General features: G+C 38.8%; 13 protein-coding genes. 9 read left to right on the forward strand and 4 right to left on the reverse strand.

The window, feature by feature from the left end:
* The first annotated feature begins 11 nt into the window (after positions 1-11).
* Complete coding sequence (locus tag EZ456_RS15015) at positions 12-1,664, forward strand: RagB/SusD family nutrient uptake outer membrane protein (protein ID WP_165501335.1); 1,653 nt, start codon at positions 12-14, stop codon at positions 1,662-1,664.
* A 416-nt stretch (positions 1,665-2,080) separates the two neighbouring features.
* Here EZ456_RS15015 and EZ456_RS15020 read toward each other — a convergent pair whose 3' ends face one another.
* Positions 2,081-2,659: a YdeI/OmpD-associated family protein gene (locus EZ456_RS15020; protein WP_131531455.1), complete on the reverse strand. Its 579-nt coding sequence runs from the start codon at positions 2,657-2,659 to the stop codon at positions 2,081-2,083.
* An 86-nt stretch (positions 2,660-2,745) separates the two neighbouring features.
* On the opposite strand from EZ456_RS15020, the gene EZ456_RS15025 reads away from it, so the two are divergent.
* Entirely contained in the window at positions 2,746-3,921 is a 1,176-nt protein-coding gene (locus tag EZ456_RS15025) for an acyltransferase family protein (RefSeq protein ID WP_131531457.1), read from the forward strand.
* Between the two features lie 81 nt (positions 3,922-4,002).
* On the opposite strand, the gene EZ456_RS15030 is transcribed toward EZ456_RS15025, so the two are convergent.
* Both EZ456_RS15030 and EZ456_RS15035 read right to left on the reverse strand, forming a co-directional pair.
* Entirely contained in the window at positions 4,003-5,052 is a 1,050-nt protein-coding gene (locus tag EZ456_RS15030; protein ID WP_131531458.1) for a M23 family metallopeptidase, read from the reverse strand.
* Positions 5,053-5,359: 307 nt separating this feature from the next.
* Positions 5,360-5,755 (reverse strand): GNAT family N-acetyltransferase, encoded by a 396-nt coding sequence (locus EZ456_RS15035; protein ID WP_131531460.1) that lies wholly within the window; start codon positions 5,753-5,755, stop codon positions 5,360-5,362.
* Between the two features lie 44 nt (positions 5,756-5,799).
* Here EZ456_RS15035 and EZ456_RS15040 point away from each other — a divergent pair, with 44 nt between their 5' ends.
* From EZ456_RS15040 to EZ456_RS15055, 4 genes are all read left to right on the forward strand, one after another.
* Positions 5,800-7,536: a tetratricopeptide repeat protein gene (locus tag EZ456_RS15040; protein ID WP_225876551.1), complete on the forward strand. Its 1,737-nt coding sequence runs from the start codon at positions 5,800-5,802 to the stop codon at positions 7,534-7,536.
* Positions 7,537-7,797: 261 nt separating this feature from the next.
* Complete coding sequence (locus EZ456_RS15045; RefSeq protein WP_131531462.1) at positions 7,798-10,575, forward strand: TonB-dependent receptor; 2,778 nt, start codon at positions 7,798-7,800, stop codon at positions 10,573-10,575.
* 22 nt (positions 10,576-10,597) lie between these two features.
* Positions 10,598-11,857 carry a right-handed parallel beta-helix repeat-containing protein gene (locus EZ456_RS15050; protein WP_131531464.1) on the forward strand — a complete coding sequence of 420 codons (1,260 nt, stop codon included), beginning with the start codon at positions 10,598-10,600 and terminating at the stop codon, positions 11,855-11,857.
* A gap of 1 nt (position 11,858) precedes the next feature.
* Complete coding sequence (locus EZ456_RS15055) at positions 11,859-12,938, forward strand: phytase (RefSeq protein ID WP_131531466.1); 1,080 nt, start codon at positions 11,859-11,861, stop codon at positions 12,936-12,938.
* Between the two features lie 664 nt (positions 12,939-13,602).
* On the opposite strand, the gene EZ456_RS15060 is transcribed toward EZ456_RS15055, so the two are convergent.
* Positions 13,603-14,499, reverse strand: a complete 897-nt coding sequence (locus tag EZ456_RS15060) for a helix-turn-helix domain-containing protein (protein WP_131531468.1) — start codon at positions 14,497-14,499, stop codon at positions 13,603-13,605.
* Positions 14,500-15,041: 542 nt separating this feature from the next.
* On the opposite strand from EZ456_RS15060, the gene spt reads away from it, so the two are divergent.
* From spt to EZ456_RS15075, 3 genes are read left to right on the forward strand one after another with little or no spacing between them, the layout of a single operon-like run.
* Positions 15,042-16,247, forward strand: a complete 1,206-nt coding sequence (spt, locus tag EZ456_RS15065) for a serine palmitoyltransferase (protein ID WP_131531470.1) — start codon at positions 15,042-15,044, stop codon at positions 16,245-16,247.
* The gene (locus EZ456_RS15070) at positions 16,244-17,365 is read left to right on the forward strand and encodes a hypothetical protein (RefSeq protein ID WP_131531472.1); all 1,122 of its coding nucleotides are present in this window, start codon (positions 16,244-16,246) and stop codon (positions 17,363-17,365) included. Before spt ends, EZ456_RS15070 begins: the two co-directional genes overlap by 4 nt.
* Complete coding sequence (locus tag EZ456_RS15075; RefSeq protein WP_131531474.1) at positions 17,362-18,351, forward strand: NAD-dependent epimerase/dehydratase family protein; 990 nt, start codon at positions 17,362-17,364, stop codon at positions 18,349-18,351. Before EZ456_RS15070 ends, EZ456_RS15075 begins: the two co-directional genes overlap by 4 nt.
* Positions 18,352-18,363: the final 12 nt, after the last annotated feature.

Genomic DNA, 18,363 nt, shown 5'->3' on the forward strand with positions numbered 1-18,363 from the left:
TGATTAGAAAAATGAAAAAGATATATATAATTACAAGCCTACTGTTATTAACTGTTTTTGTTTCTTGTAAGAAAGATTTTTTAGAGAGACCACCATTAAATCAAGTATCGGAAGCTACTTTTTGGAAAAATGCCAATGATGTTTACTTAGCCGTAAACGGTGTTTACAGTCAGTTACCTGGCGATGATATGGTGTATGATGATGCAGCAGCCGACAATGCACATGCTCAGTACCCTTGGGAGAGTTCGGCAACATCAGTATCATCGGGTAACGTAAATTCTACTTTAGATGCAGGTTGGAGTTTTACAGCAGTTGGTCGTGCCAATTATTTTTTAGATAATGCTGATAAAGTAACCAGCATGGATAAAACCTTACTGGACCGATATAAAGCTGAGGTACGTTTTATCAGGGCTAATGCTTATTTCTGGTTGATTTGTAAGTTTGGCGATGTACCATTATCGACCAAAACAGTTGAGCTTGGTAGAGAAAATGTACCAAGAACACCGAAAGCAGAAGTATTAAAATTTGTAGTTGATGAGCTAGATGCCATCGCTAAAGTTTTACCGCAAAGTTATGCGGGTGGTAAACCAAACGAAAAGGGCCGTATTACCAAAGGAGCAGCATTGGCCTTAAAAGCACGTGCTCACCTGTACGAAGGTCAGTGGCAATTGGCTGCAGATGCAGCAAGCCAGGTAATGACATTGGGTTACGATTTGTTTAAAGTAACAGCGGAAGATGCACTAAACGCCAAAGATGACTACAGTGTTTGGGTAGATTTCGCAAATGCCGATGACGAGAAAAAATTCCGTTTAGGTTTGCGCAGTTACGAAGCTTTGTTTCAACAAGTAAATGAAGGCAATGTAGAAGTAATATTAGATAGGCAGCGCATTCCACAACAAGATATTAATTTCTTAAATACCTTGTTACCTTCGGGCGATCTAGGTGGTTGGGGTTCTATCGCACCAACGCAAGAACTGGTAAACAGCTATCCAAGTTATAAAACAGGCGATTTAATTACTCCGCCATCGCAAGCACAAAGGGCAGCATGGTATAAAGCGAAAGATCCTGCATTTAAAAATGAATATAAAAACAGAGATCCACGTTTTTATGCCAGTATTTTATTCGATGGAAATCCTTGGAGTGCCATCGAAGACGACTACTCATTTAAATGGACTGAAGGCGCCGGTAACACAGCCTTAACTGGTTATAGTGTGCGTAAAATGGTTGATCCTAAAATTTATAGAGATCAGATTGATAACCATGCGAATAATATTTTAATCCGTTATGCTGAGGTTTTATTAACCTATGCCGAAGCTAAAAACGAACTAACTGGCCCCGATGCAACCGTGTATGATGCCCTGGATAAAATCAGGACGCGTGCGGGTATGCCAGTAGTTGACAGAACTAAATATGCCACACAAGAAACTTTGAGAGCATTAATCAGAAATGAAAGACGCGTTGAGTTGGCTATTGAAGGACAGCGTTACATGGATATCAGACGTTGGAAAATTGCTCCACAGGTAATGAAACCGATATATAGTATTGCCGATGCCGCCAAGCCGATCCAAGAAAGAACCTGGAACGATAAACTATATTTAATGCCAATCCCGCAAGATCAGATAGATCTCTCTAAAGGTATTTTAAAGCAAAACAGCGGTTATTAGAAAATACACAACACACAATGAATAAATAATGATGAATAGCGGCCAGTTCTTTACTGGCTGCTATTTTTTTTGATCGTATTTTTAATTCCTGCTCAGTCGCTGATTAGCGATCTGCATTTAAATAAGATGAATTATTTTGTTTTTAGATAACTATGCTTAAACGTTTCCTCCAGTTATACATTTTTGACTAATTCATTAGTTTACTGGTCATTAGTTCATTGGTTAATAGTTTTAATCAGTTAATCGACTTCCAATCGTTCAATTGGTAATCAACTCCTCTGGCTAAGCACTCCTGATTAAGACTTCGGATTAAAAACGGTTAATTGACTCTAAACTCTAAACTCCAAATACCAAACTTCCAACTCTTTAATCGGCTCTGGACTTCGGACTCCCGACTAAAGACTCCCGAATCATTTCTACTTCACCCGTACATTTTCTCCAGCCAACCTAACGGTTTCGCTAATTCTTATTGCTCTTGTTTCTGTTCTTTTGGCTTCTGATATCCATTTTAGTATGGCTTTCTTTGAAGAACGAGGGAATTTTTCCCAATGTGTTTGTGCAAGCTTATTGGCTTCAAATTCTTTTTTCAGATCATCGGGTACAATTAGGTTTTCCACATCATTCAGGGCATCCCACATGCCATTGGCTTTAGCTGTTTCGATTGACAACAGTCCTGCATGGCTCATTAATCCTTGGTCTATCATGTGTAAAGCCTTATTCTTGTTAATTGCGCTCCAATTGCTTTTAGGTTTTCTTTTAGAGAAAAATTGATATCGGCTTTCCTCATCCCGTTTAACAGTTAAACTATCAATCCAGCCGTAACAAAGGGCTTCATCAACTGCATTAGCATGAGGAAGGCTATCTGCAGATGCATTTTTTTTATAGATAATCAACCAAACAGACACTTCTTTTTCATGATTTTCGGCTAGCCATTGGCGCCAATCGGCCTGGGTTTTCGCATAAAAAGCTTTAACTCCGTTTTTTATTTCTTCCATAAAAATATAGTGTCGTTTTTTTTGATGCTTAATCTTATTAAGATAGTAAATTTACCATTAATGTAATTGCTTTAATTGAGATTATAATGGCTAATCAATCTTCGAGAAATGTATGGGTAGATTATTTACGGTCTACCGTTACTGTCTTAGTGGTTGCACATCATGCTGCATTGGCCTACACCACTTTTTCGGTATTTAACACAGATGCTTATATCCTGTCTACACATCCTGTAGTAGATCGTAGCAGATGGGCATTACTTGATGGTGTAGTCAGTTTTAACGATACCTTTTTTATGTCGCTCATGTTTTTTCTGGGTGGACTTTTCTTCTTTTCCAGCATTAATAAGAAAGGCAGCTTATCATTTATTAAAGATAAAGTTTTCAGATTATTGATTCCATTTTTATTGCTGGGGACCATGCTGATGCTTTTGGCTTACTTCCCTTCATTTTATTTAATGAGCGGTAGTACCAATATTTGGGTTTACATTAGGGATTTCTTCACAACTGAAGCCTGGCCAGTTGGGCCACCATGGTTTTTATGGTTGCTGTTTGTTTTTAACTTGGTTGCTGCATTATTTCACCAATTAATTAATGGCCGAAAGAACTTCTTCCTGGAGCTAAACCTTAACAAAAGCACTAAAGCTTTTAGCCTGTTTTTAATTTTGTTTTTAATAGGTTTGCTGGCTTATCTGCCCATGGCAGGCTATTTCGGGCCTTATAGCTGGACGGGAATTGGACCTTTCGATTTTCAGCTCAGTCGTTTAGTTTTATATTTTGCTTATTTTGGAATTGGAGCAGTTGTTGGAAAATTAGCGATCAGTGAAGGAGTTTTTGCTGAGGATTCATCACCCGTTAAACACTACCGTTTATGGTGCTTATTAGCGATTATTGCTTTCATTTCCTTCTTGTTCCTACCGGATCTTTTAAAGGAAGTGTTGGGTCAAAAACTTATGGTTAATCAAATTGCAATAGTAAATAATACGCTATTTGTGCTTTGTTGTACGCTAACTTCTATAGCATTTCTCACTACTTTTAGTAAGTTGGTTGTGAAAAAGATTACCTGGTGGGATTCGCTTAGTAAACATGCCTATTTAATTTACCTGGTACATTTTGTCTATATAACCTGGTTCCAGTTTTTATTGTTGAATTTTAACATAGGCGCAGGATTTAAGTTTTTAATTGTCTTTATCCTGTCGCTGGCGTTAAGTTGGGGAACCGCTTATTTGCTGCGGAAGATTCCTTTGGTGAATAAATACCTATGACTGTATGATGTCTAATTAAAATTCGATTGCCGCATTTGGTGATGGTCTTCCTTGCTTTACTTTAAGCTGTTCATTGTTTTGCTAAGAGCCATTTCCAAAGTTATCTAGGCTTGAATATCGGCCTACTTGAAAAAAATGCTCAAACACATAAGGTAATCCTTCTGCATACAGGCGGCTATCACGATCGGCTAAATGAAAATGAAGATGAGGGCCGGTAGATTGTCCGGTAAAGCCCAACTGGGCAATTATATCACCTTTTTTAACTTTTTCTCCCGGTTTAACCCGGATACTATTGGGGTTTAAATGCTCATAGAAAACATACTTTCCTTCGGCGATTTTAATGGAAACATAATTGCCGCTGGCCTGATCGGGTGCCGGATTTTTGTGCTGAGATACGGTTGCTGATTCGTTAAAATCATCTTGAACTGACGATACAATGCCATCAGCTACTGCAATTACAGCATTTTTGTAACCCAGCCAGTTTTTGATCGAATCTGTGTTTTTTATGGCATATTTCCCCGTACTATCAACGCGGATAAAATCGATGGCAAAACGGCCAGGAAGATATTGCTTTCCTTTTTCTGAATAAAATACTCTTCTATGTCCTGAAGTCCATGCCGGATCATAAATGGCAGTCCATAAACCTGTTTGCAGTGGTTTGCCCAATACCGTTGGTTTAGTTGTTGTGGGGAGTAATGTAGTTGCTATCAATGCGGAGGTTCCTTTTGGCCCTTGGTGATGAGGATAATATTCCAATCTATTTAGAATAGGCTTGGATTTTATGACCTGATTTTCAAGTTCTACATAAATGACGCAAGAGCCGCCAGCAGGAATAATCAGATTTCTGTTTTTGTGGTCACTGCTTTTTGTGCGTTCGGCTAGTTTTTCTCCACTTAACGCTAAGTAATTTTTGTGATGTCCAGATATTTTCAAGGTTTTGATCTCCATGGTATCTGCAGAACTGTTTTTGATTTGGAGTTCATAATACAGTGTAGGCGTGCGATTGATCTTGATCCACGATGGGTTTTGGTGAATAGATAGTGATATTGTTTCTTTATTTTGAGCAAAGAGCGGCTCAGAAAGTAGACCTAAACCAAGAAGAAAATTAATCGCTAATAACTGTTTAATCATGCTTTTGAATTTTATCAACTCCGGACTAATTATGGTTCATTTGTTCACTGGTCATCTGTTAATTGGTGCATTTTCAAAGTAATCAGTTAATCGACTCTAAACTCTAAACGCTTAACTCCAAACTAACCATTGGTTTATTGGTTCACTGGTCATTTGTTAATTGGTACATTTTCAAAGTAATCGTTTAATCGACTCCGGACCTCGGACTCCCGACTTCGGACTAATTATAGTAACTGGTCTAGGGCCTTCAATGTAGCCATCTAATGTAACGGCAAGGTCGAGAATAATCTTTTTCATCTTTATAAAATTATTGTGTACGCTCAATACTAAATGCGCGATCTTCTTTGTTAAAACCCACTTTAGGGTAATAGTTAAAGGCAGTAGGTACCGATAAGAGGAGAAGCATACATTGATCGCCGAGTTTTTGGCGTGTAATAGCAATCATTTCTTTGCCTATGCCAGCACTTTTAAAGCCCGTAAATACGGCCAAGTCTGCCAGGTAAGCACACCAAACCCAATTGGTAATGGTTCTGCAAATACCAACAAGTTTATCCGCTTGCCATGCGGTAACCAATAGATCAGCATTTTTTAACATGAGCGCTATTCTTTCTGGGTCAGTTGGCCTTTTAAGTCCGGCCTGGACACATAGTTCAATTACTTCTTCTGGCTTAGGGATTACAGCTGTCTCATAGGTAATATTCATATCAATAAAATGGTTTTACTACTAAATTACAAAATAGAAAGGTAATGGATAGTAAAAATGACACCGGAAATGGGTTAAGTCATTGTTGCTATCATCAGTTAATTTTTCAACTTAACCTTAAGTTAACATATACGCTCTTTCTTTGTTCAGCATTGCCTGATAGAGATGCTTTTAACATGATCAAACCCTTAAGTATTCTTGTGCTTTTCCTGCTTTTTATTTCGAACGCGTTTGCGCAGGAAGAAAAATTCGAATCGATTATTGCCCTGAACCAAAAAGATCCTACTGCGGCCCTGGTACAGTTAAAAAAAATATATGCCAAATCTATCGATGATAATGATGAGCTTTTAGAAGGCAAATGTTTGCAGCAAATGGGCAAGGTTTGTTATACACAAGGACATTTTAGTCAATCGTTAGAGTTCTTTTTAAAAGCCGATAAAATATTTAACAATGCTAGTCAACCACTTTTGCTGGCTGCCAACCTTAACGATGCTGGCGTGCTATATTATTATATGAAGCAGAAAGATAAAGCCTTAAATAGCTATAGTAAAGCCATTGGTATTTATAAAAGAGCGAATAACTTAACCGGGCAGGCAACTGTTTTGGGTAATATTGGGCAGCTATACGAAAAAAGGCAGCTTTACGACAGTGCATTTTATTATCAGAAACGGGCATTAAAAATAAGCGGACAGGTTAACGATAAAAGCGGGGAGGCAAAAATACACGAAAACCTGGGCAGTATATATGAAGACCTGGAGCGCTACGATTCTGCTTATGTGCACTTTAAACAGTCGCTAAATTTATATCAGGAAGATCATAATGACCTGGGGAGTATTGAGGTAATTAATAATTTAGGCGATATCCTCCGTAAAACAGGCCGGTATAAGGAAAGTATTGCGCAAACCGAAACTGCGCTGAAACTGGCCGAAAAGATGGGGAATATTTATCAGTTAAGCTCCTGTTGCAGAGATTTGGGTAAGGCTTATGAGCTGTTGAATAATATGGATAGCGCATACCATTATGTAAAACTTGGCTATAAATACACGATCGATCTGTATTCGGAAGATGGTGCCCGGCAGGTTGCCTTTTTACAGGTACTTTACGATATCAATAAAAAATCGGATGAGATTAATAAACTGAAAAACGACCGAAAGGTGAACAGGATTATTGCTTTTTCTGCCACAATTGTGGTGATATTATTGGTTGTTTTAGGTTTTGTTATTTTTAGCAGGCAACGGTTAAAGTTAAGAGATCAACAGATGTTGGCGCGGCAGAAGGCAATAGAGCACGATATGACCAGTCTGGAGCTCAAAAATCTTCAGCTCGAAGAACAAAACCTAAAGCAGTTGCTAGAGGTCAAAAGCAGGGAGCTCTCTACCCATACCTTAAACCTGATCAAACACAATCAATTCCTGGAAAACCTGAGAAGTACCTTACAGGCAATGGTAAAAGAGGATAAACGCGATCAGAAAAAGCAGATGAACCAGATCCTCGCCGAGATTAATCAGAGCTTTAACCACGAACGCAACTGGAAAGAATTTACTGTGGCTTTCGAACAGGTGCATCATCAATTTCTCGAAAGCCTAAAAAAATATAGCAACGAGCTTACTTCAGCCGATATGCGCCTGATTGCACTGTTAAAAATGAATCTGGATTCGGGCGATATTGCAACCTTGCTCGGTATATCTACCGATAGCTTAAGGGTATCGAGATATAGGCTAAGGAAAAAGCTGAATATGGCGCAGGGTGATAATTTATCTGCATTTATCCAGGCACTATAAGCGTTACATCAGCTTTAATATACTGCCTTTTTTTAAGTGTTTTTAGGGCTTAACAATTTGTTAATGTAACGGTAATAAAAGCATAACGGCGTTTTGAGGTGTGTTTAATTCGTTGATAATCATTGTATTGTATTTTTGTGTTGCTTTTTGATATATGGCTATTGTAACGGTGTTGCCTTTATGTAACCTCAATAATTTTTTTGTGTAAAATGGTGTATACACCTTTGTCCCGTCGATAATAAAAAGACATTACCAAACACAATGAATAAATTATTACAAATTCTGTTTTTACTTCTTTTTTGTGCAGGCACTGCTAACGCCACAAAACTGAAAGGCCACGTTTACGATAAGCAAACTGGAGAGGCCATTGTAGGTGCAACAGTGGTTTTAGAAAACCCAAGGCGCACCACAAATACCGGATTAGATGGTACTTTCGAATTTAAGGATGTAAAAGTAGGTACAGCCAAAATTAGTGTAAGCTACATTACCTACAAAACCATCGAGAAAACCTTAGTCATATTGAAAGAGGATAATGATCACTTAAAGTTCTACATGGAGAGCGATTCGAAAAGCCTTGATGATATTACCATCAAGTCTAATTCAGTTAGCTCTACTGATCAGGGTGCAAGGCGCCTGGAAAAAAATGCCCCACAGCTGATGAATATTGTATCAGGGAGGTCGATTGAGATTTCGCCAGATTTAACAGTAGCCAACGTGATGCAACGTATTTCGGGTGTTTCAATCGAGCGCAATAGCAATGGCGATGGGCAATACGCCATATTAAGGGGTATGGATAAACGCTACAATTATACTTTGGTAAATGGTGTGAAAATTCCAAGTCCGGATAATAAATACCGTTATGTTCCGCTTGATCTTTTTCCTGCTGATTTACTCGATCGTTTAGAGGTGTATAAAACGCTTACCCCAAATATGGAGGGCGATGCCATTGGAGGTGCCATCAATATGGTAATGAAAAATGCTCCAGGCTTGTTGCAGGTAAATGCCAATGTTTCTACAGGTTACAACCAATTGTTTTTCGATAGAAAGTTTACCAGTTACAATGCTTCAGGTATTAATTACAAATCGCCTTATGAAATAAACGGGAAAGCTTATAATGCTACGCAGAACGATTTTACCAAGGGCACACTCGATTATAAATATAAAAATCCTGCGCCTAATTTAATTGGGAGCTTATCCTTAAGTAAACGCTTTTTGGATAATAAACTCGGGGTGGTGCTGGCAGGAAGTTATCAGAATACTTACCGTGGCAGCAATAGTACTTTTTACAATAACGCAGTTGTAGGCATCGATCCTTATGCCAAAATTACCAGCAAAAGTTACCGTGAGTATTCTGAACAGCAGCAACGCACAGGCTTACATGGAAAGGTTGATTACGTTTTTAACAAAAACCACCAAATCAGCTTGTACAATGTATATGTTAACTTAAAAAATCAGCAGGTTAGAAATGCTGTAACCACTACTTATAATGGGGTTTACAATCCAACCGCTGGGAATGCCGAATTGGTTTACGATACCCGTAGTCGTTTAACGGAGCAACAGATTTACAATACTACACTTCATGGCGACCATAAATTCTTTGATGATAAATTTAAAGTACAATGGTCGGCTGTTTATTCTTCGGCCAAAAATGATGTACCTGAAAATACCAGTATCAGTTTAAACGGAATACAGCAGAATTTTCAAAGCAAACGTACCAGTTTGGTCAATACCAACCCGGTTACCCGCAGGTGGGAGCGCAGTACCGACGAGGATTTAGCAGGATATCTTGATCTGACTTACCAGGTTTTAGCTGGAGCGCACAAACTGGATATTATGGCAGGAGGTTTATACCGCGATAAACAAAGAAGCAGTTTCTTTAACAACTACAACCTTGCCCCAAGTGCAGCAAATGCATTTGATCTATACGGTGTAAATTTTCAGAATTATACAGATTTAAACCTCGTAGTAAGTAATTCTACAGGTGCAGTAGCTAATGCACTAACCTACGATGCAAGTGAAAAAATAGCTGCTGGATATGGTATGTTTAAATATAACTCAGCTAAATTAGAAGTGATAGGAGGGCTAAGAGTAGAACATACCAACCAAGGTTATAATTTGCTTTTTCCTGCAGGAGAAGCTTTTCCAAAAGGAAATCAGATTTATACTGATCTGCTGCCCAGTTTAACCGCAAAATACTTCTTAAGTGCAAAAGCGCAATTACATGCTTCTTATTACAAAGCCCTTAACCGCCCGGGTTTTTATGAAATTGTACCTGGAAAAGTAGTAAATGAAGAATTTCAGGAACGAGGTAACCCAAACCTTCAACGTGCCTTAGCAGATAACTTCGATTTACGTTATGAACTTTTTCCTGGTGCTTCCGAGCAGTTATTAGTTGGTGCTTTCTATAAAAGGATAAAAAATCCTATTGAATATACCTTTCAGGCCGATGCCGTTCGCGGACAGGATATTTATTACACACCTGGAAACTTTGGTACGGCCAATAATTATGGTGCAGAGGTAGATTATATCAAGTATTTCAGTAAAATCGGCGTAAAAGCCAATTATACTTATACACATTCGCGTATTGTAACCCCTAAAACCACAAGAAGCATTAATAGTACAACAGGCGATATCCAGGCACTTTCTGTTGATCAGGAGCGACCTCTTTACGGACAATCAGCGCACATTGCCAACTTATCGCTATTGTTTAAAGACACAAAAAAGGGCTGGGATGTTCAAGTTGCTGGTGCCTATACCGGACCACGCATCAACACGGTTTCCCAATTTTTAAATAACGATTTATGGCAAGAAGGTTTCATCCAGATGGATGCATCTGCCGAAAAACGTTTTAAAGGTGGCATTAGCGTTTTTGTAAAAGCCAATAACATCTTAAATACGCCAACAAAATTATTTATAAAAGGGACAAATCCTGAGAATAACAATATCAATGAAGACCTGGTTAAAAACGGAAATACATTGATCAGAAGTGATTATTATGGCCAAAACTACCTGGTTGGCTTCAGATATAAGTTTAATTAATAGAATTTAAAGATACAAAGACATGAAATCGAATCAGATTTTTAAATTGATGATCCTGATGGTGCTAGCCTTAGCAGGATGTGAAAAAGCCAATATAGATGTAGATACCTCCGCTGTTGATGGTTCGGCAATTGGTGAGGTTTCTGGAGTTTGGGCTAAAGGTAGCACGCAAGTAATTAAAGGCGATATTATAATCCCCGAAGGGAAAACGCTAACGATTGAAGAGGGGGTAACGGTATTAATGGATACGGTTGCGAAGCCAGAAATTATTATTAAAGGCAATTTGTATGCTTTAGGCACCACAGAGAACCCTATTAAATTTACGGTAAACGATTTTTATAAAAAGCCATCAACCAAGTTTGGCAAGCTTTGGGGTGGTATTTTAGCTGGCCCAACATGCGAGGAATTGGTACTCGATCACGTCATTCTCGAATATGGTGGCGCTAAAACTTCCGACGCCTCTACATCCGTTAAATTGGGACTTTATAAGGCCGTTGCAGGCGAAAGTTTGCCAGCGCTTTGGTTTGCTAATGCCAGGGGCAGGTTGGTAGTTCAAAATAGTACCATCAGAAATTTTCAGGAAGATTGCACCTATATTGAAGGTGGAAGAATTATTTTTGCCAACAATGTGTTTTATACCACGGGGGTAACAGGAGGAGAGGCCATGAACTTTAAATCGGGCTGTTTGGCAGATATAGCCTATAATTTGGTTTATAGTACCAATACCAATGCTTTAAAATTATCTAACACTGGAGATAAAACGCCACAAACCTATATTATTGCTTACAATAATACCATGGTGAATACAGGTTGGAGAAGACCAACGGCGAAAGGTGGATCAATCTGGCTGGAAAGTACTGTACGTGCCGATTTGTATAATAATCTTTTCGCCAATACTCGTTTTGGTGTGAAAAGGGATCCTAAAAAGCCTGAAGACAGCCGCTCTGCTTACAGCAATAACTGGTATTATGGTTTCGATCAGGCTACCGTAAATCAGTTTCAGCCAACTGGCGATATTGTGGGCGGGAAAAACGATGTAATTAGCAATGTTGCTGGAGCAAATGATCCTAAATTTGTTAATTATCCTTTAAACACAGCAGTTACTAATGCCGATTTTAATACCGCATGGGATTTTCACCTGCAAGGCAACTCACCAGCTTTGGGTAAGGGCATCACCAACTTTACCCGTCATCACCAAGCTGGAATTATAATGAAAAATGGTATAACTTATATCTCACCCTCACCATCAACATTTGTTGGTGCATACGGAACTAAAATATAAAATGAAGCGTAACAATATATTAAATCTTGCCACCTTTGTGGTTTTAAGCCTAACCATTTCATGTAATGGAGGTACACAAAGCGGAAATAGTGAAGCAATAAAACCCTTATATGTATCTGATCCAGTCGATTTTGATACAGACGATCCTGCGATCTGGGTAAATCCTAACGATCCAGCACAGTCTTTGGTAATCGGTACCGATAAAGATACCAGTGGTGGCTTATATGTTTTCGACCTGAAAGGTAAAATCATCAAATCGAAAACAGTAAAAGGCTTAAAGCGACCAGATAATGTTGATATTGCGTATGGTTTGCAGTTGGCTGGGAAAAAAACAGATATTGCGGTAACAACAGAACGTTACACCCATAAACTGCGGATATTCTCTCTTCCCGATATGAAAGCAATCGATAATGGCGGAATTCCAGTTTTTGTAGGCGAAACTGGTGCGGAGTACCGCGATTTGATGGGAATTTCGATGTATACCGATCCTAGTGGAAAAATTTATGCTATTGTTGGCCGTAAAACGGGTCCTAAAAACGGAAGTTATCTTTGGCAATACCTATTGTCAGATGACGGAAAAGGCAATGTTAAAGCAGATTTAGTGCGGAAATTCGGCCAGTATAGTGGCAAGAAGGAAATAGAAGCCATCGCTGTTGATAACGAACTGGGTTATGTTTACTATTGCGATGAGCAGGTAGGTGTACGTAAGTATTATGCCGATCCGGCCAAGGGAAATAAAGAATTGGCACTTTTTGGACAAGGTGATTTTGCTGTCGACAATGAAGGTATTGCTATTTATAAAACTTCAGGGAATAAAGGTTATATTATCGTATCCGATCAGGGTGCTAAACAGTTAAAAGTGTACGATCGGGTGGCCAAAGCCAATACTGCTCATCCACATCCGCTGTTAACCACGGTTAAATATTCAGCCAACCAAACGGATGGTATTGATGTGGTTTCAGTTCCCTTAAATAACGATTTTAAGCACGGTTTGTTGGTGGCCATGAGCGATGATAAAACCTTTCATTTTTATAGATGGGAAGATATAGCAGGTAAAAAACTTACTAGTGCACATCCATAACATTCACATTTATTTTTTGGAAAGCAATTGCAGGAGCATTTAGGGAGGTTCAGTCCCGCTCCCGCTTCTGCCAATTTGAAGGAAATCGGCATCTCGCTTTGATCAGTTTTAGGAGGCATAAATAGTACTACTATTTTGGGTATAATAAACCCGACCGGCAGCGTTATCCCCGATTCCTTCTATCGGGATAAAGCAAAGGGCGGGACTAGGGGAGCCGAAGCACCACTATCCCTACTTTCCAAAAAAAAAATGAATCAAGTTTAAAGATCTCTACCTGTCTGCATCTTTATAGATGGGAAGATATCGCGGGGAAAAAACTTACTAGTATAAATCAATAACATTAACACTTGTTTTTTGGAAAGCAATTGCAGGAGCATTTAGGACGGTTCAGTCCTGCTCTCGCTTCTGCCAATTTGAAGGAAATCGGCATCCCGCTTTGATCAGGTTTAGGAGGCATGGATAGTACTACTATTATGGGTATAATAAACCCTTTCCCGTTGCAGGTGGGTGACCAATGTCGTTAATTTAAGCGTTTTTAACCACAGATGCACACAGATAAACACGGATTTTCATATCTGTGTGCATCCTTTCTATCTGTTGTTAAGTTATTTTTGCTTATGACGAAGCTTCGAAGAAATTATTGTAGTAGTGTGATGAGATTGGGCTATACCGCAATATTATTCGATAATTTATACTCAGACGGGGTAATACCCGTCTGTTTTTTAAAATACTTGCCAAAAAAAGAGGAATTGCTAAAGCGAAGTTCCATGGCTACCTCCGAGATATTCATTACATGGCTGGTTAACAGTAGTTTCGCTTCCCTGATCACCATTTCATCAATAACTGCCCCCGCCGTTCTATCGGTTACCTGTTTAACAACCTGCGATAAATGCCTCGGTGTAATGCGTAAACAGTTGGCATAATAAATTACACGCTTTTCCTGTTTAAAGTTTTCTGATACCAGCGATAAAAAACGATTGGTGAGTTCTGTCCTGCTATCGTGAACAAAAGGCAATGGGTCTTTCTGTTTGTTTTTTAGCAGAAAGAGATCATATAGCAGTTCCAGGAAGCTATTATGCACAATGTTTTTAATCTGCGGGGTATCTTTAGATACATTCAGCTTTTTGTGCAGGGCAAGCATATCATAGTAAATGAATGTATATTCTTCTTTTGATAATGAAAATTTATGAGTAGGATCGTTCTGGAACATTCTGTAAGCTTCTCCGCTATTAAAGAATACCCCCTTGGTTTTTAAATAACTTTTGTTAAAATGGATACTGATGAAAGAAACATCGCTGTTATCCTTAATCTCATAAACGGCATGTGGGAAAATGAGTAGAATATCTCTGTGATTTAATACGTGCTCTACAAAATTTATCCGAAGGTTCATCTTCCCTTTTGTGATCAGAATTAAAGCATAACTCGATACGCGGAAAGGTTCCGAACTGCAATAATGCGGATCACTACTATGGTGGATTTTCGCCATTAAGCCATCATTTAAAGAAAGCGCTTCCTCATGGTTTTTTTCTGAAAAAGTTTTATTGAGTAACTCTTGTTGCATAAAATCGATCAGCGTTTTTTAATAATTTCTTAACAGATTCGATCATCTTTTGCACTACAATTTTAGCCATTCGGTTGTGGATGGTTTTTCGCCCTTTTATCTGTCGGATTTTGCTGTGACAAATGTAATGTTCGTAATGAATTTTGCAATAACATTTTTCTAAAATGACTAATTCCTGATTAATTTTCAATCTTTTGATTAATAAATATAATATTTTAATTAACTTAAAAACAGTAATTTATGTTATTTATTATGCTGTTTTGCCTGTTTTTTATTGTTTTACTATTTTATAATAAAAGTCAGAATGTCAATTAGTCAATTCATCTGAATGTCACATTTTGCCAATCCAACTTTTTGACCAATATATCCCACATTTGAACCTTTTTTTGGCTTCAATTCCGCGTTAAAATTGTGTTATCAAATCGTTTGGTTAATACGGCCTTAATCTATATAGTTGATTTTAATCTCCACAAGTAGTATTCAGGTGCAGGCCAAACTTTCAGACCAGGGTTTTAAAAAACTGAAGAATATAAGTGTTCAGCATGCGTAAAAAATTACAAGATAGAATTGCCTCTTTTAAGGATGCGGCGGTGATAAAAGAAAAGGGATTGTATCCTTATTTCAGGTCGATAGAGTCTGGCCAGGATACCGAGGTGGTTATAAATGGAAAAAAGGTACTCATGTTTGGTTCAAATTCCTATTTAGGTTTAACCAATCATCCCCAAATAAAAGAAGCCGCCAAAGCAGCTATAGAAAAATATGGAACAGGCTGTGCGGGGTCACGATTTCTGAACGGTTCGCTCGATATTCACCTCACGTTAGAGAACCGATTGGCCGAGTATGTAGGTAAAGAAGCTGCAGTACTTTTTAGCACTGGTTTTCAGGTTAACTTAGGGGTAATATCCTGTTTATTAGATCGTAACGATTATCTGTTGCTGGATGAGTACGATCATGCCTCTATTATTGATGGAAGCCGTTTGGCCTTTTCGCGCACAATTAAATATGCGCATAATGATATGCAGGATCTGCGCCGTAAATTAAGCAGGTTACCCGAAGATTCGGCTAAATTGATTGTTTCTGATGGCATTTTCAGTATGGAAGGTGATCTGGTTAACCTTCCTGAAATGGTAGATATTGCCAACGAATTTGGCGCCAATATTATGATGGATGATGCACATAGCCTTGGTGTAATTGGCTTTAATGGATCGGGAACGGCATCACATTTCAATCTTACCGACGATGTAGACCTGATTATGGGCACTTTTAGCAAATCACTGGCCTCATTAGGTGGTTTTATTGCTGGTAATACCGAAACGATAGAATATATTAAGCACCGTGCCCGCTCACTGATGTTCAGTGCAAGTATGCCGCCATCTGCTGTAGCAAGTGTGATTGCTGCATTGGATATTATCGAATCGGAACCTGAACGGATTGATAAACTTTGGGCCAATACAGAATATGCAAAGAAACTTTTGCTCGACGCAGGTTTCGATATCGGGCACAGCAACAGTCCGATTATTCCCATTTACATTCGCGATAATACCAAAACCTTTATGATTACCAATACCCTTCAGCAAAATGGGGTATTTGTAAACCCGGTAGTTTCGCCAGCTGTGCCTTCAGATTCATCTTTGATTAGATTCTCTTTAATGGCCACGCATACTTTCGATCAGATTGAATCAGCCATAACAAAACTAAGTGCAGCATTTAAGGCCGTTAACGTAGAATTAGTAGGAAGCCAATCATGAGAGAACTGGTAAAGGTTTCTGGTAAAAAAGCACTAAAGGCGTTTGTAGATTTCCCGCATCAATTGTATGCTGGCGATGTAAACTATGTTCCGGAACTTTTTATTGCACAGCGTGATCTGCTTACCCCTGGCAAACATCCTTTTTACGAACATTCAGAGATACAGCTTTTTTTGCTTTATGATGATGGTAAAATAGTCGGGCGAATTGCCGCAATTAACAATACTAACCACAATAAAGTTTACGGCGGAAATGATGGTTTCTTTGGCTTTTTCGATTGTATTGATGATGTAACAGCGGCTAATGAGCTTTTGGGTGCGGCACAGGAATGGTTGACGGAAAGAGGATTGACGAAAATTTTAGGGCCTGTAAATTTTTCGACCAATGAGGTTTGTGGGCTGTTAATAGAAGGTTTTGATGGACCTCCTGTAGCCATGATGCCCTACAATGCGCAATATTACCTGCCGCTTTTGGAACAGACAGGTTTTCAGAAAAATGTAGATTTAAGGGCCTACCGTTATACTGCAGGTAACTATAGTGAAAGATCGGTTAAGCTGCTGGATAGGATAGAAGAACGGCTGCTCCGCAATGACATTGTACTCCGCAAAATCAACATGAAGAAATTCAAGGAAGAGTGCAACGCGGTAAGAGATGTGTACAACAAAGCATGGGATAAAAACCTTGGTTTTGTACCGATGACAGATAAAGAGTTTGACTATACGGCAAATGATTTAAAACTGATTCTCGACCCTGAGTTTTGCATCCTGGCCGAGCAGCATGGCAAGATTGTAGGTTTTGCACTGGCTATACCCGATATCAACCAGATCCTGATCAAGATTAAACGCGGAAGGTTGTTTCCTACTGGTTTGATCAAACTTTTAGCCAATAAAAAGAAAATTGATGGCATCAGGATTTTATTGCTTGGTGTAGTAGATGGTTACCGTAAAATGGGAATTGAAGCTTGTCTTTACGGCCGGATCATCAAACATTTCAAGGCCAAAAACATGAAATATGCAGAGGCCAGCTGGACTTTAGATCATAATGATATGATTAATAAACCTATTGAAGATATTGGCGGGGAGTTATACCGAAAATACAGGATTTTGGAGAAAGTGATATGAAAAAGCGGGTATTGATAACAGGGGCAACAGGGTTTGTGGGCTATCACTTGATTGAATCTGCCTTGGCGAACGATCTTGAGGTGTATGCAAATGCTCGTCAATCAGCCAGTGTAGATCATCTTAAAGATTTTCCGATCAACTACGTGGATCTTGATCTTTCTTCGATCTACCTGCTAAAAGAAAATATAGAAGAAAAAAAATACGACTATATCGTTCACGCAGCTGCCGTAACAAAGGCGAAAAAACTTGATGATTACAACCAGGTAAACGCCATTTACACCAGAAATCTGGCGCTCGCGGCTTCCAAATCGACACATGTGATAAAGAAATTTGTATTTATCAGCAGTTTGGCTGCACTGGGGCCTTTAAATCAAAAAAATGAAAAACTAACCGATAAGGGGGCATCAAATCCGGTAACCAATTATGGGATCAGCAAGGCACTTGCAGAAACGTATTTGGCTCAGATCCCAAATTTGCCCTTAATTACCTTCAGGCCAACAGCAGTGTATGGTCCTAGGGAGAAAGACATTTTCATATTGATTAAAACGATTAAAGCAGGATTCGAACTGTATATCGGCAAGCAAGAACAGGAACTCAGTTTTGTATATGCTACTGATCTGGCCGATATTATTGTAAAAGCACTCGCATCTGATGTGGTTGGCAAAAGTTATAACATTTCTGATGGGGCAGTTTATAACCGTTCTGCGCTAGCTGCACATGTACGTAAGGCCTTAAACAAAAAAACAGTGACTGTGAATGTACCTGTGCAAATGATTAAAAGCCTTGCCTGGTCGATGGAACGCTTGTATGGCGTATTTAATAAAATACCTGCCTTAAACGTAGATAAAATAAAAGAACTCACCGCCCTGAACTGGGGCTGTGATATTAAAAATATTCAGAACGACTTTGGTTTTGTGCCCCAATTCGGGCTCGAACAGGGCCTTACTGAAACCATAAACTGGTACCGTAAAAACAATTGGTTATAAGATTTTAAATAA

The sequence above is a fragment of the Pedobacter psychrodurus genome (assembly GCF_004331735.1).
Classification (GTDB): domain Bacteria; phylum Bacteroidota; class Bacteroidia; order Sphingobacteriales; family Sphingobacteriaceae; genus Pedobacter; species Pedobacter psychrodurus.